Source organism: Novosphingobium olei, assembly GCF_012927405.1.
Taxonomy (GTDB): domain Bacteria; phylum Pseudomonadota; class Alphaproteobacteria; order Sphingomonadales; family Sphingomonadaceae; genus Novosphingobium; species Novosphingobium olei.
Genome location: NZ_JABBGM010000001.1, coordinates 207,244 through 233,126 on the forward strand (window position 1 = coordinate 207,244; position 25,883 = coordinate 233,126).

The 25,883-nt window shown below is 64.7% G+C and carries 20 protein-coding genes; 12 read left to right on the plus strand and 8 right to left on the minus strand.

What is annotated here, in order from left to right; all coding sequences use genetic code 11:
• The first annotated feature begins 86 nt into the window (after nt 1-86).
• The 4 genes from HHL27_RS00950 to HHL27_RS00965 all read left to right on the plus strand — a co-directional run bounded on the left by HHL27_RS00950 (nt 87) and on the right by HHL27_RS00965 (nt 4,870).
• On the plus strand, nt 87-1,718 hold the full coding sequence (locus tag HHL27_RS00950) for a pectate lyase family protein (protein ID WP_169491509.1): 1,632 nt from the start codon (nt 87-89) through the stop codon (nt 1,716-1,718).
• A gap of 69 nt (nt 1,719-1,787) precedes the next feature.
• Nucleotides 1,788-2,531 carry a DUF4214 domain-containing protein gene (locus HHL27_RS00955; RefSeq protein WP_169491510.1) on the plus strand — a complete coding sequence of 248 codons (744 nt, stop codon included), beginning with the start codon at nt 1,788-1,790 and terminating at the stop codon, nt 2,529-2,531.
• A 12-nt stretch (nt 2,532-2,543) separates the two neighbouring features.
• Nucleotides 2,544-3,593, plus strand: a complete 1,050-nt coding sequence (locus HHL27_RS00960) for a glycosyltransferase family 4 protein (protein WP_169491511.1) — start codon at nt 2,544-2,546, stop codon at nt 3,591-3,593.
• Nucleotides 3,590-4,870, plus strand: coding sequence for a glycosyltransferase family protein (locus tag HHL27_RS00965; protein WP_169491512.1), 1,281 nt, complete (start codon nt 3,590-3,592; stop codon nt 4,868-4,870). Before HHL27_RS00960 ends, HHL27_RS00965 begins: the two co-directional genes overlap by 4 nt.
• On the opposite strand, the gene HHL27_RS00970 is transcribed toward HHL27_RS00965, so the two are convergent.
• The 4 genes from HHL27_RS00970 to HHL27_RS00985 are packed head-to-tail and all read right to left on the minus strand — an operon-like array spanning nt 4,871 to nt 8,715.
• On the minus strand, nt 4,871-6,124 hold the full coding sequence (locus tag HHL27_RS00970) for a glycosyltransferase family 4 protein (RefSeq protein ID WP_169491513.1): 1,254 nt from the start codon (nt 6,122-6,124) through the stop codon (nt 4,871-4,873).
• A gap of 10 nt (nt 6,125-6,134) precedes the next feature.
• Complete coding sequence (locus HHL27_RS00975) at nt 6,135-6,803, minus strand: ABC transporter ATP-binding protein (protein ID WP_169491514.1); 669 nt, start codon at nt 6,801-6,803, stop codon at nt 6,135-6,137.
• Complete coding sequence (locus HHL27_RS00980; RefSeq protein ID WP_169491515.1) at nt 6,800-7,603, minus strand: ABC transporter permease; 804 nt, start codon at nt 7,601-7,603, stop codon at nt 6,800-6,802. Before HHL27_RS00980 ends, HHL27_RS00975 begins: the two co-directional genes overlap by 4 nt.
• Nucleotides 7,603-8,715, minus strand: coding sequence for a KpsE/RkpR family capsule polysaccharide export protein (locus tag HHL27_RS00985; protein WP_169491516.1), 1,113 nt, complete (start codon nt 8,713-8,715; stop codon nt 7,603-7,605). The genes HHL27_RS00980 and HHL27_RS00985 overlap by 1 nt, the downstream gene beginning before the upstream one ends.
• A 258-nt stretch (nt 8,716-8,973) precedes the next feature.
• Between HHL27_RS00985 and HHL27_RS00990 the strand changes: the two genes are divergently transcribed.
• From HHL27_RS00990 to HHL27_RS01020, 7 genes are all read left to right on the plus strand, one after another.
• A complete protein-coding gene (locus HHL27_RS00990; RefSeq protein ID WP_206069302.1) occupies nt 8,974-10,653 on the plus strand; it encodes a phytochrome family protein in 1,680 nt (559 codons plus the stop codon).
• A 575-nt stretch (nt 10,654-11,228) separates the two neighbouring features.
• Nucleotides 11,229-12,335, plus strand: coding sequence for a glycosyltransferase (locus tag HHL27_RS00995; RefSeq protein WP_240959304.1), 1,107 nt, complete (start codon nt 11,229-11,231; stop codon nt 12,333-12,335).
• Between the two features lies 1 nt (nt 12,336).
• The gene (locus tag HHL27_RS01000) at nt 12,337-13,866 is read left to right on the plus strand and encodes a glycosyltransferase (RefSeq protein ID WP_169491519.1); all 1,530 of its coding nucleotides are present in this window, start codon (nt 12,337-12,339) and stop codon (nt 13,864-13,866) included.
• Between the two features lie 94 nt (nt 13,867-13,960).
• Nucleotides 13,961-15,085: a GDP-mannose 4,6-dehydratase gene (gmd, locus tag HHL27_RS01005; protein WP_169491520.1), complete on the plus strand. Its 1,125-nt coding sequence runs from the start codon at nt 13,961-13,963 to the stop codon at nt 15,083-15,085.
• 11 nt (nt 15,086-15,096) lie between these two features.
• A complete protein-coding gene (gene fcl, locus HHL27_RS01010) occupies nt 15,097-16,053 on the plus strand; it encodes a GDP-L-fucose synthase (protein WP_169491521.1) in 957 nt (318 codons plus the stop codon).
• Nucleotides 16,054-16,119: 66 nt separating this feature from the next.
• Nucleotides 16,120-17,307: a polysaccharide biosynthesis/export family protein gene (locus HHL27_RS01015; RefSeq protein ID WP_240959233.1), complete on the plus strand. Its 1,188-nt coding sequence runs from the start codon at nt 16,120-16,122 to the stop codon at nt 17,305-17,307.
• An 80-nt stretch (nt 17,308-17,387) separates the two neighbouring features.
• The gene (locus HHL27_RS01020) at nt 17,388-18,869 is read left to right on the plus strand and encodes a phosphomannomutase (RefSeq protein WP_169491522.1); all 1,482 of its coding nucleotides are present in this window, start codon (nt 17,388-17,390) and stop codon (nt 18,867-18,869) included.
• 958 nt (nt 18,870-19,827) lie between these two features.
• Here the strand turns inward: HHL27_RS01020 and HHL27_RS01025 are convergent.
• Genes HHL27_RS01025 through HHL27_RS01040 form a run of 4 tightly spaced genes read right to left on the minus strand, consistent with a single transcriptional unit; the run spans nt 19,828 to nt 24,079 of the window.
• Nucleotides 19,828-21,570, minus strand: a complete 1,743-nt coding sequence (locus tag HHL27_RS01025) for an N-acyl-D-amino-acid deacylase family protein (RefSeq protein WP_206069303.1) — start codon at nt 21,568-21,570, stop codon at nt 19,828-19,830.
• A 48-nt stretch (nt 21,571-21,618) separates the two neighbouring features.
• Nucleotides 21,619-22,266: a GntR family transcriptional regulator gene (locus HHL27_RS01030; protein ID WP_169491524.1), complete on the minus strand. Its 648-nt coding sequence runs from the start codon at nt 22,264-22,266 to the stop codon at nt 21,619-21,621.
• Nucleotides 22,267-22,325: 59 nt separating this feature from the next.
• Entirely contained in the window at nt 22,326-23,282 is a 957-nt protein-coding gene (locus HHL27_RS01035) for a glycoside hydrolase family 130 protein (protein ID WP_169491525.1), read from the minus strand.
• Entirely contained in the window at nt 23,279-24,079 is an 801-nt protein-coding gene (locus HHL27_RS01040; protein ID WP_169491526.1) for an SDR family NAD(P)-dependent oxidoreductase, read from the minus strand. The genes HHL27_RS01035 and HHL27_RS01040 overlap by 4 nt, the downstream gene beginning before the upstream one ends.
• 133 nt (nt 24,080-24,212) lie before the next feature.
• Here HHL27_RS01040 and HHL27_RS01045 point away from each other — a divergent pair, with 133 nt between their 5' ends.
• Nucleotides 24,213-25,862: a choline dehydrogenase gene (locus tag HHL27_RS01045; protein WP_169491527.1), complete on the plus strand. Its 1,650-nt coding sequence runs from the start codon at nt 24,213-24,215 to the stop codon at nt 25,860-25,862.
• Nucleotides 25,863-25,883 lie beyond the last annotated feature (21 nt).

The following is a 25,883-nucleotide window of genomic DNA, read 5'->3' on the forward strand; positions in this document are numbered from 1 at the left end:
TGGTGGAAAGACGCCGAACCTTCGTCGCCGACGCGCGTTGAGGATCTCTGCTTGAACCGGTCATCCTGCAAAGTAAGCCCATGTCGATGAAAGCCTATCTGATTACGCCGCTGTTGCTGGCTGCATCCGCATCGGCCCCGACGGAGGTTCCGGGCACGGCAGCGCCGGTTGGGGTCGGCGCATCTGCAGATCGGGCAGTCGACTTCGTTCGCGGCGGGATCAACGTGTTCGATCATCTGAGCGCAGACCAGCGCCGCGACGTTGGCGCCTGCACGCGGTCGCGCGACGTGGCGGGCGGGATCGAAGCGGCGGTTGCTGCGGCCCTCGCCAACGGTTCGGGCCGGGTCGTCCTGCCGGGCGGCTGCTACCGCATCTCGCGCCCGATCACGCTGCCGTCGAACGTCGAACTGGCCGGCGCCGCGATGCGTGCGACCAGGATCATGCCCGCCGGCAATTTTCCGGCGATCCTCGCCGAAGGCACCTACGCCCGCGGGCTGACCGGCGTGGGGGTGCAGAACCTGACCGTGGTGTGCGCAGGGATGGGCAATGCCAATGCGATGGGCGTCCGGCTCGTCTATGTGAACCGGGGCAAGCTCAGGGATCTCTACTTCAACGGGTGCCGCCATGGGCTCGATCTCTACGATCAATGGCAGACGACGATCGACAACGTCACGGTCGATGGCGTTGGTGCCGAGCAGAACCAGGTCGGGGTTTACATGGGCCCTCCCACCGATCCTGCGAACAAGGCACCGAACAACGCGGTCATCCTGTCGAATTCGACGATGCAGAACGTGGCGCTCTATGGCTACCAGCTGGTGTTCTTCGCCGGTTCGAAGTTTATGAATGACGAGGCTATGAACGGCAAGACCGGGTGGAAGCTGTGCGGCGAAGCGTACCAGATTTCGCAGCAGGCATGCCAGTTCGGCCACTTCTACAACATCGTCGCCGATACCACCGATGGGCCCGGCATCGTGGTAGATCAGGCGGAGAACGCGAACCCTGTCAACAACGTGATGTTCGCCAACGTGTGGATCGGCACCTCGGCGCTCCATGCGCTCTATCTTGCCGGGGTTACGTACAGCCAGTTCGATGACGTCCACATCACCAGCGCGGACAATGGCGTCTATCTCCACAATAGCAATAACGTGAAAGTCAGCGCGAACGTTGCCCAATACAACCGGGGCAACAACGGATCGCACGCCGCCGTCATCGACGGCGGGGCGGACAACACGCTGTGGGCCACGAACAACCGGTCCGATCATCCCACCGGCTACAACGGCATCCGGGAAAGCGGCCCGACCTCGGGCAATGCGATCTGGGGAGGCGCGGCGGCCTGCGCCCCGGAACTGACACTCGGCGGCAAAGCGACGCATGGATCTGCTCAAACGACTCGGTCCTGCCAGTACGAGGTGCAGGGCCGGCAGGTGCGCATGACGTTCCGCCTTGCGCTTTCCGGACCGGGATTGGCCGCGGGCAATGCCCTGCTGCAGAACCTGCCGTTCGCAGCGGGTGCGGGCGCCAGCCCCGATGGCACCGCCAGCGCCCTGCTCGCCAACGGCATGAAGGGCATCGGCGGGGCGATCATCGCCCGCACCGTTCCCGGATCGGCGGGGGCGCAGCTGTTCTACCAGGGGACCCAAAGGATGATGCCGCTGACGCGCGACAACTTCACGGCATCGTCAATCATCTCCGGAACAATCGAATACTCGCGAAAATAGCTGCGCCGCTGCTTTGCCGGACAAGTCCTTCCTTGCATCTTGTCGATGCGTCATGGAAAGACGTCGGCGATGAGCGGGCTGAATGCGGACATCTTCGAAGATACGGAAGCCGACATCGATCTGCGCCGTTACCCGGTCAACCAGACGGGTCCGCTGCTCGATCTTGTCCTGTTCGACCGCTTTCTCGACTATGCCTACGCCGTTCTGCTGAAGCGCGAGCCAGACCCGGAAGGGCGCAGTCATTATCGTGATCTCGCCCGCCGTGGCGTGGCCCGGCCCGCGATCGTGCGGGGCTTGCTGCGTTCGCGGGAACACAGGGCGTCGTCGGTAGAAGAGCGCGCGCTCACGCACGCCGAATTCGTCAACCGCGCCTATCAGGACATCCTGGGACGCTGGCCGGACGAGGATGGCCTTGCCACCTACCAGCGCATCGCGGCGCGGTTCAACGGTCGCCGCAAGGTCCTGGCGAACCTGCTCGCATCCGATGAAGGCCTGCGCAAGAGCGGCGGCAGGCTCGCTCGGATCGAAGGCCTGAAGGCTTATGCAAGGGCTGGCTGGCCGTTGCGGCTGCCGGGCCTCGGCACCTGGTTCGCCGCCCGACGCCGCCGGCGCCAGCGGATCGACCGGATCGCGCTCAACCAGCAGCTTCTCGCGCGCGAGATTGCGGCCCTGCGCGAAGAGGTAGAGGCGGCAAGCCTTGGAGGAGCAGAGCCGTTCGGCTTCCTGACAGAGGCACCCGATCCGGGATCTGCCCAAGGCAGGGCGGCGCTGGTTTTCGGCAACGCCCTGATCCGCGCGCGGCGCGAAGGGTAAGGCCGGGTCTCCATGCGCATTGCCGTTGCCAATGTCCAGGTGCCGTTCGTTCACGGCGGGGCCGAAGTTCACGCCGACAACCTCGTGCGGCAACTGCGCGCGCGCGGTTTCGAAACCGAGCTAGTGACGATCCCCTTCAAATGGTATCCGCCAGAGCGCCTGCTCGAAAGCATCGCGATCGCGCGCATGCTCGACCTGTCCGAAGCCAATGGCCTGCGGATCGACCGGCTGATCGGTCTGAAGTTCCCGATCTATCTGGCCCCCCATCCGGACAAGGTGCTGTGGATCTTACACCAGTACCGTTCCGCCTACGACCTATGGGATCACCCCGAATACGGCGATCTCATCAATCTTCCTCATGGGCAGGCGGTCCGTGCGGCCGTTCACCATGCCGATCGCCGCTTCATTCCCGAAGCGAAGGCGGTCTACGCCAATTCCCGCAACGTGGCCGACCGGCTCGAGCACTTCAACGGCATTGCCGCCCGCCCGCTATACCATCCCCCTGCGGACGCCGAGCAGTTCCATTCGGCCGAGGCGCGGGATTACCTCTTCTTTCCCAGCCGCATCACGCCGCTCAAGCGCCAGCGCTTGGTGATCGAGGCGCTGGCGCTGTGCCGGGAACCGGTGCGCGTGGTCTTTGCCGGGGCTGCGGAAGTGCCGTCGTACATGGCCGAACTGCAGCAGCTCTGCCGCGAGGGCGGGCTGGAGCAGCGCGTGGTGTTCAAGGGCTTTACCAGCCAGGCGGAGAAGCTTGCGCTCTATGCCGAAAGCCTCGGCGTGGTCTATCCGCCGGTCGACGAGGACTACGGCTACGTGACGCTTGAGGCGATGCTTTCGGGCAAGCCGGTGATCACCACGTCGGATTCGGGGGGGCCTCTCGAATTCGTCGAACATGACCGGACCGGCTTGGTCGCCACGCCGGATGCCGCAAACCTTGCCGCGCAAATGGACGCACTATGGCGCAATCGCTCCATCGCGGCGCGGATGGGCCGGGCCGGGCGGGAATACTACGATGCGCTCGGCATATCCTGGGACAGGGTGGTAGAGGTGCTGACGGCATGAGCCGGACCTTCTGGTTCAGTCCGGTCCCGCCGTCGCGCACCGATATCGCCCAGTATTCCGCCCGGATCGTGCCGCATCTTTCATCGCGGATCGAACTTCAGGTACTCCACCCCGGCGCCGCGCAAGGGGATGGGCAGCTGGGCGCGCAGCCGATGGCCGGCGTATCGCCGCGCGCGTTGAACGCATCGTGGTCCTGTCTCTACAACATCGGCAACAACCCGGTCTTCCACGGTGAAATCCTGCACACGGCAAGGCGGCATCCCGGCGTGGTCGTGCTGCACGACCGGTCCTTGCAGGACCTGTGTCATGCGGTTCTGGATCGCGAAGCTGCCGACAATGGCGGCATGGCTTCCTATGCGGCGGCCATGGCGCACTGGTATGGACGGCCCGGACGCGAGGCTGCAAGAGCGGTCCATGCCGGTGACGCGACGATTTCGTCCATCGCCGGCGATTTCCCCTTGTTCGAGGTCGCCCTGCAGGGGGCGCTCGGCGCCGTGACCCACAACCCGCTGGTCGCCGACGAAATTTCCGAGCGGTTTCCCGGCATGCCCGTCGCGACCTTGCCGCTGCCCTATAGCCCCCCCGCCGAGCCGGCCCCGGGACCGCCCCAGCTGACCCCCGATCGACCGATTCGCCTCGTCATGTTCGGCTATCTCAATCCCAACCGCCGACTGTGCGAGTTCCTGCGTGCCTGGGCGCAATCGCCCTGGAAGCATCGCTTCGAACTGGATCTCGCCGGTGAGATGAACAACGGGCCAGAGGTCAGGTCCGCGATCGCCGAGGCAGGGCTGGGCGAGCGGGTTCGCGACCATGGGTTCTTGCCCGATGACCGGCTTGATGCGCTGATCCGGCAGGCGCACCTGGTGCTCAACTTGCGCAATCCGACCATGGGGGAAGCATCGGGCTCGCAATTGCGCATATGGGCCAATGGTGCCGCCTCGGTGGTCTCCGGCACGGGCTGGTACCGCCAGTTGCCGCAAGGATCGGTCCTGCAGATCTCGACCGAACGCGAACACGAAGACCTGCTGGCGCTGCTCGATGATCTTGCCGAAGGGCGCATAGATCCGGGCAAAGTCGCACGGCGCGGTGCGCAGTGCCTTTCCGCCAGCGATCCGGCCCTGTACGCCGCCGCGCTGGCCGAATGGCTCGTGGAGCGGCGGGAAGCCATGTTCGCGCACTGGAGCGAAACCGCGCTGATCGAGGCAACGGCGCGAAACTATGCGGCATGCACCCCGCCGCGCTTCATCCCCAGGTTGCCGGATCGCCTGCTCGGCTGATCAGGCGAGCAGGCAGTCGAAAGCCTTCACCAGCTCCAGCACGGTCCCGTCCCAGTCGGGCAGGGGCGGGAGGGTCTCATCGCGCGCGCCTGCGGCCAGCGAGAGCAGGATCGCATCGGCCAGCGCACGCGCATCGGCGTGTTCGGGAAAAAAGCGGATGCGATCGTTAACATGGCGATGGAACACCGCGATGTCGCGGGCCAGGACCGGCGCACCCAGCGCCAGCGCCTCGTCCAGCGGCAGGCCGTAGCCCTCGGCGAGCGAGGGCACCAGCGCCAGCCGGCAGTGGCGATAGGCGGCGTGAAGCGCTTCGTCGGTGACGTCGTCGAACCAGAACAGCAGGCGGCCGTAGTGTTCGTGCTGCCGGATCGCGGCCTGAAGCGCAGCCGTGTTCCATCCCGGACGACCGATCAGGACAAGGGGAATGTCGAGGCCTTGGCGCCACAGCAGCTCGAATGCCGCCAGCGCATCGGCATGCCCCTTGCGCGGTTCAAGCGTGCCGACGATCAGCACGGCCCGCGCGAACGTCGCCGCATCCAGCGCCGGTGCCTGCGGCAGGTGCTCCTGGCCGAGCAGCCTGTCAGCTGGGGTGATGTTCGAACCCGGCGTGATGGTGATGATGCGCGGCAGATCCGCGCGCCTGTAGCGCGTTGCCAGCATTTCCTTCACCTGCCGCGTCACTTCAGGCGATACGCAGAAGATCCCATCGGCCAAAGTGGCGCAGACCCGCATCCAGCGCCGGTATTTGAGGCGCGACGGGTATGTGAACCAGTGCGGATGGGTCATCGGCAGGATATCGTGGACCAAAAACCACATCGGCGTTCCGGACTGCCGCAGCGCCTGAAGCTGCTTGCGGGACCGATGCACCGCGTCGGTGGCGAAATCCAGCCCGAAGAACAGGCTGTCAGGCCCGCCCGCCAGCGCATCGCCCGACAGCGTGACATACCCATCGCGCAGCCTGCGCACGATGACAGGCTCGATCGCCACATCGGGATGGACTGCCAGCCGCAACCGATCCCGCAGCGATCGCACGACCCGCTGGATGCCGGTTCCGGCGTCGTGCTTGTGGATGACGGACAGATCGACCAACAACCGCTTTGGCCCGTGGCCGGGCGGCGCCGGCAGCGCTGCGCGCGCGCGGGCGATCAGGCGGGCTTCGCGTGCCGGGGGGAACGCCAGGCGATCGGCAAGGTCGCGCGCTCGCCAGCGCAAGTGGTCGAATATCGCCTTCACGCGGCGTGTGATCTTGCCCATGGCGGACGGCTCAGTCCGCCGCCCTCGCCGATGTCACCTCGGCATAATGTTCGAACGCCGGGTCCAGATCGTCGAAATAGGTCAGCTTCCCGTCGGACAGGACCGCTGCGTTGTGGCAGTGCTGCCGGACGTAGCCGGGATCGTGCGACACGATGATCTTGGCCTTGTCGGCCCGCTTTTCGAACAGTTCGACCATGCATTTGGCGTGGAAGCGGGCATCGCCGACAGCGATGATCTCGTCGATCAAATAGCAGTCAAAATCCACCGTCATCGAGATGGCAAAGGCGAGGCGGGCGCGCATGCCCGATGAATAGGAGCGGATCGGTTCGCGCAGATAGATGCCAAGTTCCGAGAAGTCCTCGACGAAATCGACGCAGTCGGCCGGGTCAACGCCATAGACGCGGCAGATGAAGCGCAGGTTGTCGTATCCGGTGAGCGTGCCCTGGAACGCGCCGCCGAACGCCAGGGGCCACGATACGCTCATCGTACGGCGCACCGAACCGGCGGTGGGCAGCTCCGTTCCGGAAATCAGCCGGATCATGGTGGACTTGCCGGCGCCGTTGCGGCCCAGGATGCCCAGCTGCTGCCCCGGGTGGACGCGCAGGTTGACACGATCGAGCACGCGGACCGGGCCGGAGTTGGTCTTGTAGTCCTTTACGACGTCTTCGAGCTCGATCATTCGGGAATAACTTCGTCAGCGACTACCCGCAGGATCGACAGGCCCAGGATCGACAGGACCATGTTGCAGGCGAGCATGTAGGGCATGTCATAGATCGCGTGGATCTTGGAGCCGAAGAACCCTTCGCGCAGGTATTCGGTGCCATTGATCATCGGCAGGTATTTCAGGATGGCCTGGGCCTGCGGCGGCAGCGCGCTGAGCAGGAAGGCCGCACCCGAAAGCGGGAACATCAGGTACGAAACCGGATGCCACAGCTTGTGGATGATCTCGGACTTTTCGGACGCCGCGCCTAGGAAGATCGCCAGCGCGGCCCCGAACCAGGCGAGCATGACCCAACCGCCGATGACCTGGAGGACATCTTCGGGCGGGCTCATCTGCCCGGTCAGGACGAACAGCGTTCCCAGCACCATCAGCGAACTCGTTGCCCCTGCCGCTTCCAGAAGGATGCGGGTGAAGAAGATGTCGATCACCCGCACGTTGCGATGGAACAGCAGCGACCGGTTAGGGTCGATCGCGTCGATGCAACGCGCCGGCATGTTGCGCCACAGCAGCACCGACGAATAGCCGGTGATGGCAAACGCAACGATGGGAAGGTCCGATCCGTGGACCGACTTGGTCGCCGTCCACAGCGCGGTTACGCCCAGCGTGAACATCATCGGTTCGACGAACAGCCACAGGAAGCCAATGTTGTGCCGCCCGTAACGGGTCAGCACTTCGCGCATCAGCAGAGCCCAGATGACCCGCCCCTGGATCGCCAGCGAAGTCCGGAACGGCGTTTCGGGGGCGGAGTGCGCCTCCATTATTCCCGATGCTCCCTGACGCCGGCCAGCAGCATGCTCAGCACGCCCCAAGCGATCAGGCCAAGGGCAAGCGCTGCGAAGATGCCGCGCAGGCGCCGCGGCTCGAGCGCCTTGTCGGGAAGATTGGGCTGGGCAATGCGTTCGACATAGGCCTGCTGGTGCAGCGCTTCGCTGCGCGCTTCCTGCAGCGAGGTCATCGCCGCGGCGAGGCGCTTGCTGGCCATTTCATTGTCGAGCACGAGCCGTTCGTAACGCGCGGCCTTGGCCGAAAGCGATGAACGATCGCCGGCAACCTGACCCATCTGTCGGGCGATCTCTCCGGTCAGGGATGCGATCTGCGTCCTGATGCTTGGGATCTGGGGGTTGTCCGGCACGCTGCTTTCCAGTTCGGCAAGCTGGCTGCGCGCGGCGATCAGCCTGTCCTGAAGCTTGGAGATCATCTGCAACTGGACCGTCGCCTGCTGTTCGGGATCGACCACGCCGGTGTTGTTGCGGTACTGCGCAAGGCGCGCAGCCGCATCTCCGGCCATCTTCTGCGCTTCGGCCACTTCGGATTCGGCATAGTCGACCAGATCCTTGCGCCCGCGCTGATTGAGGCGATTTACCAGAGCTTCGGACTGTTCAAGCAGCTCACGGTTGAAGCGCTGCGCGTCCTGGGGGTTGTAGGCCCTGACCGTCAGCGTCGTGATGGCGGACCCGGAATCGAAGTCCGCGCCGATCTTGTTGTTGAAATAATTGTGCAAGTCTTCGAAAGACCCGCCTGTGCCCAGGGGGTTGAAGCGATCGAAGATCGAGATCGAGTGATCGCTGTACGACTTCGCGACATCGCCGTTGCGATTGATGGCTTTGAGCGCATCGCGCGATCCGATGTAGAACTTGGCGGCCTGCGTCTCATCCCCGGCATTGGCGAAGCCGGCGGTCTTGAGAATTACACCCAAGCCCGAAGAAGCGGGCTTCTCGGGGCTGCGGATCACGAAGCGTGACTCGGAGACGTAGACGTCCGATGCCAGAAATCCGTAATAGAGAACGGCAAGCGCCGTAGGCAATACTACGGTCAGCAGGAACAGCCAATCAACCTTCTTGAAGAGATTGGGAAACTTATTCGTATTCATGTCCTGCCTGTAACAACCCTTAAGTCAGCAGGATAAGCTGCGCCACCCTTGCAATGACAACTGCACTGCGGGGCGGTTTTGCACCAATTCTGCTGCATTGCAACCACACAAGGCCCAACTCTATGATATGGATACGAAACGCCTTTGTCATATGACACGCTATCCAGCGTCACGAAGTCGGAAGGGATCGCAAAGGACTGGCCTTGTCCCGGGCCGGCTGTACGGGAGATTAAGATGCAAGACCACGGAGCGTCAGCCGTGGACCGGTCGGCAAAACGCAGGCTAATCGCCGATCACCTGGAAGGGGTGCCCCATGCCCTGCAGGATGGGCCGGTTTTCCTGTACTCGGGCTTTCGCACCTGCAGTACATGGCTGTGGACCAAATTCCGCGCGCATGAACGGCTGCTTTGCTACTACGAGCCCTTCAACGAGCAACTGGGCGGGCTGACGCTTTCCACCCTGGGCGAGGCGCGTCCCGACGGATGGCGCTCGCATCATCCGCGCGGCGCTCCCTATGCGCTGGAATACGCCGGTCTGCTTGACGGTGATGCGGGCGTTCCCGGCTTTCCCCCGTCGCGCGATCTGGCCGACCGATACATCGGCGCGGCGGGGCCGGAGGGGCCGCTGGACGAGGATGTGGCCGCGTATGTCGAGCAACTGATACGCCACGCCCGATCCCGCCAGCGTGTGCCGCTGCTCGCCTGCACGCGTCTGCTGGGGCGCGCCGATGGCATGAAGGCGCGTTTTGGCGGGTTCCACATCCTGCTCGTTCGCAACCTTTATCAACAATGGAACTCCTATGCGGGGCAGGCCCGCTTCGGGAACTGGTACTTCCTCGATACCCTGTATGAAACGCTGGGCCTTGCCGGTCGCGATCCAGTGATCGACCATCTGGCAAGGCTTTTCCCTGCCGAATCGACCTCCAGTCTCGAAGCGTGGGTCAATCCCGCCAATTTCGACAACGTCTTCTGCTACTTCGTCGGCTTCCATCTCTACTTTCTGACGCTGGCGCGGCGCTCGGCGGATCTGGTGGTCGATGCGAACGCGCTTTCCGGGCCGGACCCCGATTATCGTCGCGAAGTGGTCGATGCGATCGCGCAGGCCATCGGCATTTCGCTCGATCTCGACGATGCCAGCGAACGGATGGACTTCCCGCTCCACCCGATTGCCAATCGCCCGGCCTGCGTCATCCTGGTCGACGAGATTGCCGATAGGATCAAGGCGGCCTGCAAAGCGACCGACGACGAAAAGGCGTTCATCGACAAGCTCGTTGCGGACATCTGGACCGAGCAGGCCGTTTTTGCCCGCCAGGCCGCGGGCGCCTTCGAATACCTGGCTGCCGCCGATGCCCGGACAGAGGCTGCCGTGGAGGCCCGGGTGCGGTCTGTGCAGGAAGATGCCGAGCATCGGTTGGCGCAAATCCATGCGGAGCGCGACGCCTTCGTTCGCGAACTGGAAGCCGCGCGGCAGGAGCTTGCGCAACGCGAAGCGCAAGCCGTGGGGGAGCGCGCGTCGCTCGAATTGCGTCTTGCCGAAGCGGATGCGGAGCTTGCCGCAGTCCAGGCGCAGTTGGCCAATTTGCAGCAGGCCCATGCGCAAGCACTCGACGCTGCCCGAACGAAGGCAGAGGAAAGCGCGGTGCACGTGGCCGGGCTCGAGCAGCAACTGGCCGCCGCGCGCGACGAACTGGCGCGGGTGACAGAAGCGCAGGCGCAGGTTTCGCACGATCTGCAACGCCAGGAGGCGTGGAACCGGCAACTGGAAGCCGAACTGGCTACCGCACTGGCGCGCGTGGCGGAGCAGGAAGGCCTTCTGTCCGCTGCCGAGGAAAGGGAGCGCGCACTGCAGCATCGCGTCGATGTGCTGGAGTGCAGCATCGCGAGGGTCGATGCTGTCAATGCTGACCTGACAGGCCGGCTGATCGCCGCTCGGTGTTGAGTGCGACGCTTGGGGGCGGGGCCGACCGGCACGTCGGTGCCGGGTAAATTGAACCGATATGAAGGTAATGTGACTAGCAGGCGGCGTGCTCTGCAGGTTGAAGTCAAGTTGCTGCCTTTTGCCCTATTATGCCGACGAAGTGTTGTCTCGGCAGGACCAGCGGCGGGAACCTTTCAGGATATTCCGAAATGAGGAGCTTGGGGCGGGATGAGCTTGATTGAGTTGTGTCCATGAAACACCGCCTCAATGGTTCAATACTCACCATGAGGCAGCGGCACTACATCGGGTGTGACACGACAATCTGCTTTTCCCCCTTGCAGGGACAGTATGGAGATTATAGTAACTTTTTCCGCACCTGCGAAGACATGCCGCACTTTGCTGATCACCAAGCTGTGCAACGTAAAAATTCGAGTTCGCACAAGTAATGACGGGTTTGTCAGGGTATGTCCGATCAAGTCAACGGCGATATTGGCGTTGGGCTGTCTTTGACGGCCACTAATCAGGAAAAGCAAATTTCAAGACTGCTCATCTGCGATCCTGTGTGCGTATTTCCTTATGGCCATAACGTGGCCGCCATGGAAAATTTCCGGCACTTTGTTGGGAAGTATTACGATCAGGTCGTCTCGCTCGGATGTAATCGCCTGCCCCAGGACACGGCCGCCCGCTACGGGATCGAGCCGGCATTCGAATATTACTACAATGACGCGATGCCGTTGCCGAAGGGGGATCTGGACAGCACGATCCTGCGCACGCACGCGCAGAAGGCCGCTGCGGCAAAGCGCGATCTCGTCCAGCTTCTCGAGAGGTTCGGCGTGGGGCCGGCCGATACGCTGTGCTACCCCTCGATCGATTTCTATTCGCTGCTGGCGCTTGTCGAGGCGGTCGACGAATTGCGCGCGGCGGGCAGCCCGAAGATCCTGATCAGGCTGATCGGGGTGATGGAAACGGCATCGTCTGGCCAGTATGCCAAGCCGCTTAACGTCGCGCTCGCGCTGATCAATCGGCTGTGCGATGCAGGGCTTTCCGTGCGGCTGGCGGCAGAGACGCCGCGATATGCCGAATATCTCGCGGCCCAGCTCGATCGACCGGTCGCGGTCGCCGCCAACATCGAGTTGCGCCCCCAGGTGCCGGTGCTGCAGAACGATCACGTCACGGTCATCTGTCCGGGCTCGGCGCGCTATGACAAGGGGTTCCTGCAGCTGGTCGATCTGTTCTCGCAGGTTCGCCAGCGTGACCCGGAGATGCGCATCCGCTTCCGCACGCAGGTCCTGCCTGATCGCGATCTCAAGCATCAGATTGACTACCTGATCCGGCTTTATGCCATTCCGGGCGTCACCGTCCTGCCGTCGCATCTGCCGGCCGATGAACTGGCGACGATGTACGAAAACGCCGATCTGGTGCTTCTGCCCTATGCGCACGATGTCTACCAGTTCCGCGGATCGGCCGTCCTGATCGAAGCGATGTTGAGCGGGCGGCATTGCCTCGCGCTCGATGGGCCGGCCTTTGTTGACCAGATTCGCTACTTCGGCGGCGGCACCGTGTGCTCAAGCATCGCGGACATGGCCGACAAGGTTGTCGAATTCAGCAAGGAGCCGCCGGCCAAGCGGCAGGCAAGGGCGCGCCAAGCGCGCGATCGTTTCGTGCGCGATCTTGCCGCAAGTTACCGGGACTGGGTGATCTGACATGAAGAAAGCCCTTTTCGTCGATCACATGTTCCACAAGAAGACGCGGTCTGCGGACTTCTTCGTCGATATTCTGCGGACCGGCTTTGCCGTAGAGACGTATTACCTCTCGCCTGAGGACCAGCCCGACGTTGGCGTGCTGGCTGCTGCCGGCGCAGCCGATGTGGTCATCCTGTGGCAGATGGACTTCCTTGCCCCGGTGTTCCTGTCGTTGGGCAAGCCGGTCATCGTCATCCCGATGTTCGACGGTTCGGGCGGCATGCCCGATATCCACTGGCTGTTCGCGCACAAGGCCCGGTTCTTCAATTTCTCCCTGGCGCTCAACGAACGCATCCGCATGGCCGGCGGCACGTCCATGCTGCTGCGCTATTTTCCCGAGGCGGTGGAAGAGGACAAGCTGCCCCGCTTCGATGCGCTCCATGCCTTCTTCTGGCAGCGGCGGCCCGATCATGGCGTGGACTTCAAGCTGGTCGACACGCTGCTGGGGGATGAACTGGACAGCCTGCATGTCCATAATGTCGCGGATATTCCGGGCAACTATACGCCGCAGCCCCGGCCCGACGCGCGCTATCGCTACACCCACAGCACTTGGTTCAAGGACAAAGCAGACTATGCACGGTGCCTTGGGCGGGCCAACGTGTTCATTGCCCCGCGCGTTGCCGAAGGCATCGGCATGGCGCTGCTGGAGGCCATGGCGCAGGGCAAGCTTGTGCTCGCCCACGGCGCGCCGACCAACAGCGAATACATCAGCAACTGGCTGAACGGCATCCTGTTCAACAAGGACAGCCCCGGTCCGATCGCAATCCGCGACCGGGCGGCGCAGATGGCCAAGCTCGGCTGGCGCACGGTTGTCGAAGGGCGCAAGCAGTGGCTCGCCTCGCACCCAGCCATTCTCGAATGGATCTACGGCGCCGAACCGGGCCCGGTGATCGAGATGGATCACGCGGCCTTCTTTAAGGACCTGTGGCACAGCTATTATGCCTCGCTTGACGAATACGTCTCTTTCCTCACCCGCAAGCTCGCCTTGTTGACGCAGTTGAGCGAACTTCCCTTCGACCGGGTGCTCGACGTCATCGGTGAAGCCCAGCCGGCGCCGATCGCGGTGCAGTCGACGGTGCGCGACTGCGATCTCGATACCGGCGGCCTGCTCGACCTGACCCGGGAAGACGACCGCTTCGTCGGCAAGGGCTGGAGCAATGCCGAGCCAGAATGGCGCTGGGCCGTGGGCTATCGTTCGGAGCTGTACTTCTCCGGCCTCGACGTGGTGCGCGGCCGGGTCAAGGCCCGCTTTACGGCGTCTTCGCTGCCCAATCTTGGCAAGGCGGTGCAGTGCACGATCCTGCTGAACGAGCAGATCGTGCACGAAGGAAAGATCACGCCCGGCTGGTCCGATTACCGCTTCGTGTTCGACGCGGGCCTGCTGCGGGATGAAAACCACCTGATCCTGTGCTTCGACAAGGCAACCACGCTGCCGACAGACAGCCGGATGCTTTCGGTCTGCTTCAAGCGCTTCGAGTTTTCTGCCGCGTAGCGCGCTGTCGGCGCCGCGGTGATGCGTTCGGTGGCACCGGGCGCTGGCCCGGCTTGCAACATCAATCCCTGAAACAACGAAATGGCGTATCTCTATGGCTCAGAAGAAGGCTCTCATAACCGGGGCAACAGGTCAGGACGGCTCCTATCTCGCGGAATTCCTGCTGGAGAAGGGTTATGAGGTTCACGGCATCAAGCGCCGCGCCTCGCTGTTCAACACGCAGCGGATCGACCACATCTATGCCGATCCCCACATGGAAGCGGCGCGCTTCCGCCTGCACTATGGCGATCTCAGCGATACATCGAACCTAACCCGGCTGATCGCCCAGATCGAGCCGGACGAAGTCTACAACCTCGGCGCGCAGAGCCACGTCGCCGTCAGCTTCGAAGCGCCCGAATACACGGCCGAGGTCGATGCGGTCGGAACCCTGCGCCTGCTGGAAGCGATCCGCTTCCTGGGCATGGAGAAGAAGACCCGCTTCTACCAGGCATCCACATCGGAGTTGTACGGCTTGGTGCAGGAAACCCCCCAGCGTGAAACCACGCCGTTCTACCCGCGGTCGCCCTATGCCGTGTCCAAGCTCTTTGCCTACTGGATCACGGTGAACTATCGCGAAGCCTACGGGATGTATGCGTGCAACGGCATCCTGTTCAACCACGAATCCCCCCGCCGCGGCGAAACGTTCGTCACGCGCAAGGTCACGCGCGGGCTTGCCAACATCAGCCAGGGTCTCGAAAGCTGCCTTTACATGGGCAATCTCGACGCCTTGCGCGATTGGGGTCATGCCAAGGACTATGTCCGCATGCAGTGGATGATGCTGCAGCAGGAAACGGCAGAAGACTTCGTCATCGCCACCGGCGTGCAGTATTCGGTGCGTCAGTTCATCGAATGGTCGGCGGCCGAGCTTGGCGTGACGATCGCTTTCGAAGGCAGCGGCGTCGATGAAGTGGGCGTCGTGTCCGCGATCGAGGGTGACAAGGCGTCCGCCCTTTCGGTGGGGGATGTCATCGTGCGGATCGATCCGCGCTATTTCCGTCCGGCCGAGGTGGAAACGCTGCTGGGCGATCCGGCCAAGGCCAAGACCAAGCTGGGCTGGGTTCCGGAAATCACCGCGCAGGAAATGTGCGCCGAAATGGTGGCCGAAGATCTCAAGGTCGCGCGGCGCCATGCCCTGCTCAAGCAGCACGGGCTTGACGTTCCCGTCTCCCTGGAAGCGTAAGGGGCCCTGCCATGAAAGTGTTCGTTGCCGGCCATCGCGGCATGGTCGGCGGAGCGATCGCCACCCAGTTGCGCGAGCGGGGCGATGACGTCGTCGTCCGCTCGCGCGCAGAGCTTGACTTGCTCGACCAGCAGGCGGTGCGCGCGTTCATGGAAAGCGAGCGGCCCGACGCGGTTATCCTGGCGGCGGCCAAGGTCGGCGGCATTCACGCCAACAACACCTATCCCGCGCAGTTCATCTACGAAAACCTGATGATCGAGACGAACGTCGTCCATCAGGCCTATGCCGCGGGCGTCGAAAAGCTGCTGTTCCTCGGCTCGTCCTGCATCTACCCGCGGGCCGTTGCGCAGCCGATGCGCGAAGATGCGCTGCTGACCGGCATTCTCGAGCCGACCAACGAACCCTATGCGATCGCCAAGATTGCCGGGATCAAGTTGTGCGAAAGCTACAACCGCCAGTACGGCACCGATTACCGCAGCGTGATGCCGACCAACCTCTATGGCCCGGGCGACAACTTCCATCCGGAAAACTCGCACGTGCTGCCCGCCCTGCTGCGCCGCTTCCACGAAGCGGCCCGCGAAGGCCGGGACGAGGTGACGATCTGGGGAACCGGAACCCCCCGCCGCGAATTCCTGCATGTCGAAGACATGGCGGCGGGATCGCTGTTCGTGCTGGATCTCGACAAGGAAACCTACCAGGCCAATACCGAACCGATGCTCAGCCACATCAACGTGGGCTACGGGGCGGATGTCACGATCGGGGAACTGGCGCAGCTGATCGCCAAGGTCACCGGGTTTTCCGGACGGGTCGGGTTCGACAGCTCGAAGCCGGATGGAACCATGCGCAAGCTCATGGATGTGAGCCGCCTCGAAGCCATGGGGTGGAAGGCCAGGATTTCGCTCGAAGAAGGCGTGGAGCAGACCTATCGCTGGTTCCTCCAACATCATGCGGACCTGCGCCAGGCCTGACGCAATCTGCTGGTTGGGATCGGCCGCTTCCCCTATAGGCCGCAGATCAGACCCGAGAGGATCGACTTGAACCGTATTGCAAATCGCCGCTGGATCAGGACGGCTGCGCTGCTCGCCATCCCGACCCTGCTTTCATCGTGCGCATCGCTGGGAAGCTCCGGGCCCTCGGGCAAGTCCATCCGCAGCGTGAAGACCGAAAACGCGGGCATCACGCTGGTCGACCTGAACGAACAGGTGGCCCGGCAGATCGTCCAGAACCGTCAGCCGCAGACCTTTGCCCAGGTCTTCGGTGATCCGATGACCAATCGCTATCTCATCGGGCGCGGCGATGTTCTGGACATTGCCATCTGGGAAGCGCCGCCAGCCGCGTTGTTCGGGTCCCTGTCCGCCGGCAGCGCGCTGGCGGCGACCACGCCGTCCGTCCCTTCGACTTCGCGCTCGGCCGATATCCCGCAGCAGATGGTTGATGGAACGGGGCAGATCTCGGTGCCTTTCGCAGGCTCGATCACCGCAGCCGGGCGCACGCCCAAGCAGGTTGCGCAGGACATCGTCGCGCGCCTGCGCGGCAAGGCGCACGATCCGCAGGTCATCGTGCGCATCGCCAGCAACCAAGCTGCGAACGTGACCGTGGTGGGAGAGGTCAACAAGAGCGGGCTCATGCCGCTCACCGCCAAGGGCGAACGCCTGCTCGATGCCATCGCCAGCGTCGGCGGGGTGAAGCAGCCGGTCAACAAGATGACGATCCAGCTGTCGCGCAACGGTATCGTCGCCTCGCAACCGCTGGCTAATGTGATCAGCAGCCCTGCGGAAAACATCCCGCTGCAAGCCAATGACGTGGTCACGGCGCTGTACCAGCCCTACAGCTTCCAGGCTCTGGGCGCGTTCAACATCAACGCCGAAGTCGATTTCGAAGCGACCGGGCTCACACTCGCGCAGGCGCTTGGCCGGATCGGCGGGCTGCAGGACAACCGCGCTGACATCAAGGGCGTCTTCATCTTCCGTCTGGAAGACCCGGCCACTCTAGGGGGCATCGTCACGCCCGCCACCCGCATGACGCCCGACGGCAAGGTCCCGGTGATCTACCGGGTGGATATGTCGAACCCGGCCACGTTCTTTGTTGCGCAAGGATTCCGCATCCAGAACAAGGACATACTCTATGTCTCCAACGCGCCGCTGGTCGATATTCAGAAGTTCGTCAGCGTGATCTCCGCGATGGCGTTTTCCATCGTCAGCATAGGAAATGCGGCGAACTAGACCCTTTTCTTCCGACGGGGGCCCTCCGACGACGCCCCCCACGTTGACGGCCCCTTTTTGACTACGGACTGATCCACGCCATGGTATCGATCGTTTCCATCGCCGACCTGATGAACCGCTCCGGTGTCGCCTTCGGCACCAGCGGTGCGCGCGGGCTGGTCACCGCAATGACCGATGCGGTCTGCTTTGCCTACACGTGCGCGTTTCTTCAGCATCTCGAAGGCATCGGCCAGTTCGCGCCGGGCCGCTCGGTCGCCATCGCGGGTGATCTGCGGCCATCCACGCCGCGCATTCTCGCGGCCTGCGCTGCCGCGATCCGGCACCGTGGTGGCGAGGTAGCCTATTGCGGCTTCGTGCCATCGCCTGCGGTTGCCGGCCACGGCTTTGCACACGGCATGCCGTCGCTGATGGTCACCGGCAGCCACATTCCCGATGATCGCAACGGCATCAAGTTCAACCGCACCGACGGGGAAATCCTCAAGGCCGATGAATTGGCCATGCGTGCGCAGGATGTCGCCCTGCCGGATCTGTTCGACGAAAATGGCATGCTGCTCTCCGCGCCCGATTGCGGTCCGCTGGTCGATATCGAAGCGGCCTATGTTGCGCGCTACGCCGCCTTCTTCGGGGGCGATGCGCTTCGCGGCCTGAAGCTCGGCGTCTACGAACATTCCGCCGTCGGCCGCGATCTGGTGGTCCGGATCGCCGAGCTGCTCGGCGCCGACGTCGTCCGGCTAGGCCGGTCGGACAAATTCATTCCGGTCGATACCGAGGCGGTGCGGCCCGAAGACCAGGTCCTTGCCCGGCAGTGGTCGAGGGAATTCGGCCTCGATGCGATCCTATCCACTGACGGTGATTCCGACCGGCCGCTTCTGGCCGACGAGACCGGCACGTGGATGCGCGGCGATGTGCTCGGGATCCTGTGTGCGCAGGCGCTGGGGATCGAAGCGGTGGCGGCGCCCGTCAGCTGCAACACGGCGCTCGAACTGTCACAGGCCTTCAGCGAAGTGCGCCGAACGCGGATCGGGTCGCCCTTCGTTATCGAGGCGATGAATGAGCTGGCCGGAAAGTGGAGCACCGTCTGCGGGTATGAGGCGAACGGCGGCTTCCTGCTGGCCAGTCCGGTAGTGGTCGAACAGCGCCAGCTTGCCGCGCTGCCCACGCGCGACGCCGTCCTGCCCATGGTCGCGGTTCTGGCCGAAGCGCGGCGACAGGGCGTTACGCTGGCTGGGCTGCAGGCCCGACTGCCGACGCGCTTTACCTACAGCGAACGGCTCAAGGATTACGCGACCGAAAAGAGCCAGGCCTTGCTCGCCCATCTGCAGGAAGGCACCCCTGCCGATGTCTTGCAGCGCCTGACGACGATGTTCGGCCATCTGGCGGGCGCGGCGATCGCGTTCGACACCACGGACGGCCTGCGCACGACGTTCGCCGATGGCGATGTCATCCACCTTCGCCCGAGCGGCAATGCACCCGAACTGCGCTGCTACACCGAAAGCGCGACGTCCGAACGCGCGCAATCGCTTAACGAGCAGGTCCTCGACCTCGTGCGCCAACAAAGCTGAGCACATTGCCTTCGTGCCAGGGGGCGCGAGCCCGAAGGCCAGAACAATCCTTCGCCAAGCTCAGGATGGGCGGGGTGTGGGAGCGCACAAAACGTCATCCCAGCGAAGGCTGGGATCGCTGGCTGCCGAGCGCCTACCACCCGGTCCGCAAACCGAGGGCGATGCCAGCCTACGCTGGCATGACGAATGAGGAACGAACACCCCACGCCCCCGAAAACGCCTGCCCTGAGCCTGTCGAAGGGCCGCCCTTGTTCTCACAAGCGCAACAGCGAGATCGAACGCAACACCTCCCCACAGCGCAACCCCCGCGCCGGAAGACGTCCCGGGAGCGCGAGGGGGTGCCCCCCTCGCATCTGTCCTGTTCTCTGGAGTCTCTTCCCCAACCTTGACAAAACGTACCATATAGGTTATATGCCCGTCCACGGACCGGGAGCGGCATGGCCGGCTTGCTCTTCGCTCCTTCGGGCCAATCTCCACGCTGGGAAAGGCCCGACGCGACCGGCGCGGGTCGGCGCTGCGGGAGCCGCATCCCTTTCGGGGGATACGGCAGCGAGGGCGTTAAGCCCCAAGTCCCTCAGGGCAACCCAAGCCACTGCAACGGACGGGCGGATGTGGTGCGGTGGTTCAACCGCGTGGCAGCGCTCCCTTGCGAGTCCGGTTCCAGTCCGGTCCGGCCCCTTCATGCGGCCGCGACCAATCCCGGAACTTATCCTCGCGGGACTTATCGCTACGGACCGGGCCGCCTTGCGAGCCGCAGCCCGGGTTTCGAGCCCCCGTCCGAATTCAGGCTGAGCCGATCCGGGATAGCCAACGCCCCGCCGGCCACTCGCCACAGCGTTCCTCTTGCCCTCCACGCGCACGCGCCACGCATGGCGCCCGCGCCGGTCGCGCAGGTCCGTGATCTCCCAACGGCGTTATCGTCCGGGCTCGCCGCCGGATGCGGCTCCATGTTTTGCGGTCAGGCCGCGACGGCTTCGCGCACGCGGCCGCGGCGGACGAGGCGGCCGGGTAGCGCGCCGGTCGGCTTGCCGTTGCGGGCAATCACGGTTCCCGAAACGATCGTGGCGACATAGCCATCGGCTTCCTGGCGCATGCGCTTGCCGCCAGCGGGCAGGTCGTAGGCGATGTAGGGCAGGTGCAGGTCGAGCGCGTCGAGGTCGATCACGTTAAGATCGGCCTTGAGCCCTTCGGCGATGCGCCCACGATCGGCCATTCGTACCGCTGCCGCCGGGCGCGCAGTGAGTTCGGCAATGGCATCCTCGATCGCGATGCGCTCGTCTGGCGCAGCATCGCGGGCCCAGCGTTGCAGGAAGTAGGTCGGGAAGCTGCCGTCGCAGATCAGGCCATAGTGCGCGCCGCCATCGGCCAGCGCCATCAGCGTGTCCGGATGGCCGAGCATTTCGCGCACCGCCTTGAGATTGCCTTCCGTGTAGTTGGCCGCCGGCAGATAGAACATCTGCCGCCCTTCGTTGCGCAGCAGCAGGTCGTAGGCGTATTCCTGCCAGCTCTGTCCCGCCGCCTTGGCACGCTGTTCGATGCGGTTGTCGCGCACCGGTTCGTAGTCGGGGCGATCGCCGTCCCATTCGTGCGTGGCGCGGAAGGCATCGATCAGCGCGAGGGTGACGGGGTTGGTGTCCTCGCCGGCTTCGACCAGCAGCTGCGCACGGAATTCGGGGTCGCGCATGCGTTCGACCCGCTCGGCCAGCGGCAGGTGGGCAATGGCGCGGTACGAGGGGTGCGCGCTGAACGGATGCAGGCTGAGATCCAAGCCATAGAACATGCCGACCGGGCGCGGGGCGACCTGTCCGCGGATTTCCAGCCCGTCGGCCCGCGCCTGTTCGAGCGCGCGCAGCTGCGAGCGCCAGCCGGCACCCGGCTGGTTGGGCACATCGAGCAGCGTGAACGAGAGCGGCCGGCGGCCATGCTCCGCCACCTTGCGCAGCAGGGCGAATTCTTCCTCGGCATCGCTGGCCGGCGCCGGGATCAGCTGGAACACGCCGGCATCGGCGTCATTGAGCCCATCCATCAGCGCGCAGAGTTCATCGACCTCGGAATAGAGGCTGGGGGCCAGTTCGCCCGCCTTGGTGCGGTGCATCATGTTGCGCGAGGTGGTGACGCCGAACGCGCCCTTGGTGATGGCTTCGGCTACCAGCGCGCGCATCTTTTCGAGATCTTCGGCGGTCGGCGCTTCCTGCCGCAGTGCGCGCTCGCCCATGACGAACACGCGCAAGGCCGAATGCGGCAGCTGGGTGGCGACGTCGATATCGAGTTGGCGCTCGTCGAGCGCGTCGAGGTATTCGGGGAAGGTTTCCCAGTTCCACGGCAGACCTTGCGTCATCACCACTTCGGGGATGTCCTCCACCCCCTCCATCAGCTTGACCAGCATCTCGCGCTCGTGCGGGCGGCAGGGCGCGAAGCCGACGCCGCAGTTGCCCATCAGCACGGTGGTGACGCCATGGCCCGACGAGGGCGCGACGTGGTTTTCCCAGGTCACCTGCCCATCGTAGTGGGTGTGCACGTCGACGAAGCCGGGGGTGACGATCTTGCCGGTCGCATCGATCTCCTCTGCGCCGCGCCCCTCGATGGTGCCGACTTTGGCAATGCGGCCATCGCGCACGGCGACGTCGGCGTGGAAGGGGGTGGTGCCGGTGCCGTCGACGACTAGGCCGCCGCGGATGACAAGATCGTACTGCATGGTCATTCTCTCCCGCTTGTCGTCTTTGCGACGTTTGCCTGGGTCTTCAGGAATTCATGGCGTTTCGAGCCGGTGGCGGATGCGTTCGACATAGGCGCGCGCGGCGACTTCGGCCTCGGCGGCGTGGCCCGAAAGCACCAGCTTGCCCACTTGCGCCAGTTCGCCCGCATGTTCGCCGCGCATCATGGCGAAGCCGAACTGGCCGCGCATGACATGGACCCGCGCCTGGTCGAGGCTGCGGGTGAGTTCGGGGTTGGCCGCGATATGCGCCAGCGCGCCGAACAGGTGGCGGCGTGCGTGCATGTAGCTGGCGGCATCGCCCGCGTCGCGGCAGGCTTCGAGTTCCGCCACCGCGCGTTCCAACGAAGAAGCATCCGCCCCGGCCACGATGCGCCTTGCAGCGCTGCGGGCGGCGAGGCCGAACAGCAGTTCGGTGACTTCGAGCGTGAGGATCGCCTGCTCGGCCGAAATGGCGAGGATGTGCGCGCCGCGATTGGGGACAATTTCGACCACGCCAGCGGCCTTCAGCTGCTGCAGCGCCTCACGCACCGCCTGCCGCCCGGTGCCGAAGCGCAGGCACAGGTCCGCTTCGACCAGCCGTTCGCCCGGATGAAGTTCGCCCGATTCGATCGCCCGGACGATCGCGCCGGCGATTTCGCTGGCGGAAATCCGGGGTTTGGAGGCGGGGGCGGGACGCGTCATGTCGGGCAGGCTCGCGGCCTGCGAGGCAATTGTCAACAGATTGTCGACAATCCCGGCGACTACTCCGTCACGAGCCAGCCGATGGTGGCGCGACGCAGCACGCGGTCTTCCAGCGAATAGTAGAGGTGGATCCCGTCGTGTTCGTCGAGGCACGAGGCGGCAAAGGCGATGTCGATGCCCGAGCGCAGGCGCGGCGGCGGAGGCACGATCAGCGGTTCGACGCAGCGATCGACCACTTGCGTGTAGTTTTCGTCGAAGGCGATCCAGCCGATCCGCCAGCGGGCATCGTCGGTGGCGCCGTTGTAGAACATCACGTTGGGCTTTCCGGCGCGCGACAGCATGGGGCCGGTCGACAGGTGCCAGTTGTCCCAGGCGTCGTCGCGCACGGTGAAGGGATCGTCCGCCACCGTCCATGGCCCTTCGAGCGAATCCGCGATCGCCATGCCGATGCGCGAGGCGGCGCGACCCGGTTCGATCTCTCGCGCGTATTCGTAGAACAGGCGGTACTTGCCATCGGCGCCTTGCGCGACGGTCGCCTCCTTGATGTTGCCTTCGCCCTCGGGCGCCTGGAGCAGCACCTTGCGCTTGGTCATCGCGGTGATGTCGCGCCCTTCGGCGACGAGCAGCGATCCGCGCGCGCGTCCTTTTTCGACGCCGGTGTAGAACACCATGACCTGTTCGCCCGAACGCACCACGGTGGGATCTTCCACCCCGGCAGCGTCGACGTCTTCAGGGCCGGGGACGATGGCGGGATCATGCGCCATTTCGAAGAACAGCCCGTCGCGCGACGTGCCGGCGTAGATGATCCCGGTCGCGTCATCGGGGCCGAGCGGATTGGGCAGCACGCGCACCAGCAGCTGGTAGGCCGCATCGCGGCGCCAGACGTAAGGGCTCATCAGGTCGAAGCCCGAGAGCAGCCCGTCGCTGCGCGCGGCATCGAGCGTGACGACGTGGTGGGCGAGCACGGCGAAGGCGAGCGGGGCGTGGGTGGCACCCGCGGCGTCGGGCCCGCTCATGCGCCTTGCGCCACGGTGAGCGAGAGCGCGCCGTCGATCGTCACCGTGGTGCCGGTGATGTAGTCGGCGCGGTCCGACAGCAGGTACAGGACGAGGTCGGCGACCTCTTCCGGCCGGCCGGCGCGGCCCCAGGGAATCGCCGCCTCCTTGGCCTTCAGCTCGTCCGGGTGGTCGAGCGCGGACTGGTTCATGGGGGTAAGGATCATGCCCGGCGCGACGGCATTGACCGCGATACCGCGCGGCGCGAGTTCGAGTGCCAGCGTGGTGGTGAGCTGGGCAAGGCCGCCCTTGGCCGCATCGTAATCGAGCCCGCCCGCGCGCGGCGCGCGTTCGTGGATGGACGAGACGTTGACGATCCGCGCCACGCCGGTCGCGGCGCTGCCGCTCGGTGTGGGGGCGTCGCCTTCCAGCGCGCGCACGAAGCGGCGGCAGGTGAGGAAGGGGCCGTAGAGATCGGCGCGCAGCACGCGGTCGAACTGCGCCAGCGTCATCGCCTGCAGCGGCGTTCCGCTCATGTTGAGCCCCGCCGAGTTGACCAGCAGGCGCATCGGGCCGAAGGCGCGCTCCGCTTCGGCGAACAGCGAATCGATTGCCGCTTCGTTGCCGACATCGGCCTGCAGCGCCAGAGCGCGGCCGCCGCCGGACGCGATCTCGTCCGCGACGGCCTGCCCGGCTGCTGCATCGGCGTAATAGGTCAGGACGACCGGCCTGCCGCTGTGGCCCAGCGCAAGGGCACATGCCCGGCCGATGCCACTCTCTCCCCCGGTAACCAGCGCCGGCGCGTTATCTGCGATCATGCGCGGGAAACGCAGGAGAAAGAACGCGGTTGCGTGAAATTTCCGTCAGGTTCGCGTGACCGATCGTGCGGCTTGCAATCGGAATTCCGATTACTTACCCCTGTGTCAACAAGCGTTGGAATGGGATGAGAAGATGCCAGAGGGCACGTTCGACTATATCGTGATTGGCGCCGGTAGCGCGGGCTCTGTTCTCGCCGCGCGGTTGAGCGAGGACCCGCAGGTGCGCGTCCTGCTGCTGGAAGCGGGCGGCAAGAATACCTCGGTGCTGGTGCGCATGCCGGCGGGCGTCGGCTCGCTGATCAAGAAGAAGAGCAAGCACAACTGGGGCTTCTGGAGCGAGCCCGAACCCTTCATGGACAACCGCCGGATGTGGCATCCGCGCGGCAAGGGGCTGGGCGGATCGAGCGCGATCAACGGCATGCTCTATGTGCGCGGCCATGCCCGCGATTACGACCAGTGGCGGCAGATGGGCCTGGAAGGCTGGAGCCATGCCGAAGTCATGCCCTATTTCCGCCGGGCGGAGGATTTCCAGGAAGGCGCGAACACCTACCACGGGCAAGGCGGGCCGCTGAAGGTCAGCTGGGGCGAGCGGTCCGAACACCCGCTCTACAAGGGCGTGATCGCAGCAGGCGCACAGGCCGGGCACAAGGTGACCGACGATTTCAACGGGCTGGAGCAGGAAGGCTTCGGCCGATACCAGCTGACCATCCACGACGGCCAGCGCTGGAGCGCGGCGCGCGGCTACCTTGCGCCGATTGCCGGGCAGCGGGCGAACCTCACCATCGTGACCGGCGCGCGCACGCACCGGGTGCTGGTCGAGAACGGCAGAGCCACGGGCGTCGAATACAGCCTTGGCCAAGGCAAGGCGGTGGTGACGGCGCTCGCAAGCCGTGAAGTGCTGGTCTGTGCAGGGGCGTTTCAATCGCCGCAGATCCTGCAGCTTTCCGGCATCGGCGATCCCGAACAGCTCGGCAAGCACGGCATCGCTACGGTCCATGCGCGAAAGGGGGTGGGGCAGAACCTGCAGGACCACCTCGACGTGACGCTCAACTGGGCCTGCACGCAGCCGATCACGCTCTACAACGACATCCGCGGTCTGCGCATGCTCAAGGTGGGGCTCGAATACCTGCTGACGGGCAAGGGCACCGGGCGGCAGAACGGGCTGGAAGCGGGCGCCTTCCTCAAATCCCGGCCCGATCTCGACCGGCCCGACCTGCAGCTGCACTTCGTGCTGGCGATCATGCAGGAACACGCCAAGGTTGCCGCCAAGCGTGATGGCTTCACCATGCACGTGTGCCAGTTGCGCCCGGAAAGCCGGGGCACGGTCTCGCTCGGCTCGGCCGATCCGTATGCCGACCCTGCGATCCTGTGCGATTTCATGGCCGCCGAGGAAGACCGCCGCGCGGTGCGCGAAGGCGTGCGGATCGCGCGCGAAGTCGTGAACCAGCCCGCGCTCGATCCCTATCGCGGCGAGGAGATCTGGCCGGGCGAGGGCGTGCGCAGCGACGACGATATCGACGCCTGGGTCCGCGCCAAGGGCGAGACGATCTACCACCCGGTCGGCACCTGCAAGATGGGCGTGGCGAGCGATCCGCTGGCCGTGGTCGACAAGGACTGCAAGGTCATCGGGCTCGAAGGCCTGCGCGTGGTCGATGCCTCGGTCATGCCCACGCTGGTCGGCGGCAACACCAATGCGCCCACGATCATGATCGCCGAAAAGATCGCCGACCAGATCCGTGGCCGCGCCCCGCTCGCGCCAGAAGAAGTGCCGGTGGCCGCATGAGTCTTGCCCGTATGGTCGGCT

Excerpts from the sequence above, each read along its gene's own strand:
- HHL27_RS00965 (WP_169491512.1), top strand. The coding sequence starts at position 3,590 with ATGAGCCGGACCTTCTGGTTCAGTCCGGTCCCGCCGTCGCGCACCGAT.
- HHL27_RS01040 (WP_169491526.1), bottom strand. The coding sequence starts at position 24,079 with ATGATCGCAGATAACGCGCCGGCGCTGGTTACCGGGGGAGAGAGTGGC.
- HHL27_RS00955 (WP_169491510.1), top strand. The coding sequence starts at position 1,788 with ATGAGCGGGCTGAATGCGGACATCTTCGAAGATACGGAAGCCGACATC.
- HHL27_RS00995 (WP_240959304.1), top strand. The coding sequence starts at position 11,229 with ATGGAAAATTTCCGGCACTTTGTTGGGAAGTATTACGATCAGGTCGTC.
- HHL27_RS01000 (WP_169491519.1), top strand. The coding sequence starts at position 12,337 with ATGAAGAAAGCCCTTTTCGTCGATCACATGTTCCACAAGAAGACGCGG.
- HHL27_RS01045 (WP_169491527.1), top strand. The coding sequence starts at position 24,213 with ATGCCAGAGGGCACGTTCGACTATATCGTGATTGGCGCCGGTAGCGCG.
- HHL27_RS00980 (WP_169491515.1), bottom strand. The coding sequence starts at position 7,603 with ATGGAGGCGCACTCCGCCCCCGAAACGCCGTTCCGGACTTCGCTGGCG.
- HHL27_RS01025 (WP_206069303.1), bottom strand. The coding sequence starts at position 21,570 with ATGACCATGCAGTACGATCTTGTCATCCGCGGCGGCCTAGTCGTCGAC.
- HHL27_RS00950 (WP_169491509.1), top strand. The coding sequence starts at position 87 with ATGAAAGCCTATCTGATTACGCCGCTGTTGCTGGCTGCATCCGCATCG.
- HHL27_RS00960 (WP_169491511.1), top strand. The coding sequence starts at position 2,544 with ATGCGCATTGCCGTTGCCAATGTCCAGGTGCCGTTCGTTCACGGCGGG.
- HHL27_RS01030 (WP_169491524.1), bottom strand. The coding sequence starts at position 22,266 with ATGACGCGTCCCGCCCCCGCCTCCAAACCCCGGATTTCCGCCAGCGAA.
- gmd (WP_169491520.1), top strand. The coding sequence starts at position 13,961 with ATGGCTCAGAAGAAGGCTCTCATAACCGGGGCAACAGGTCAGGACGGC.
- HHL27_RS00975 (WP_169491514.1), bottom strand. The coding sequence starts at position 6,803 with ATGATCGAGCTCGAAGACGTCGTAAAGGACTACAAGACCAACTCCGGC.
- fcl (WP_169491521.1), top strand. The coding sequence starts at position 15,097 with ATGAAAGTGTTCGTTGCCGGCCATCGCGGCATGGTCGGCGGAGCGATC.
- HHL27_RS00985 (WP_169491516.1), bottom strand. The coding sequence starts at position 8,715 with ATGAATACGAATAAGTTTCCCAATCTCTTCAAGAAGGTTGATTGGCTG.
- HHL27_RS00970 (WP_169491513.1), bottom strand. The coding sequence starts at position 6,124 with ATGGGCAAGATCACACGCCGCGTGAAGGCGATATTCGACCACTTGCGC.
- HHL27_RS01020 (WP_169491522.1), top strand. The coding sequence starts at position 17,388 with ATGGTATCGATCGTTTCCATCGCCGACCTGATGAACCGCTCCGGTGTC.
- HHL27_RS01035 (WP_169491525.1), bottom strand. The coding sequence starts at position 23,282 with ATGAGCGGGCCCGACGCCGCGGGTGCCACCCACGCCCCGCTCGCCTTC.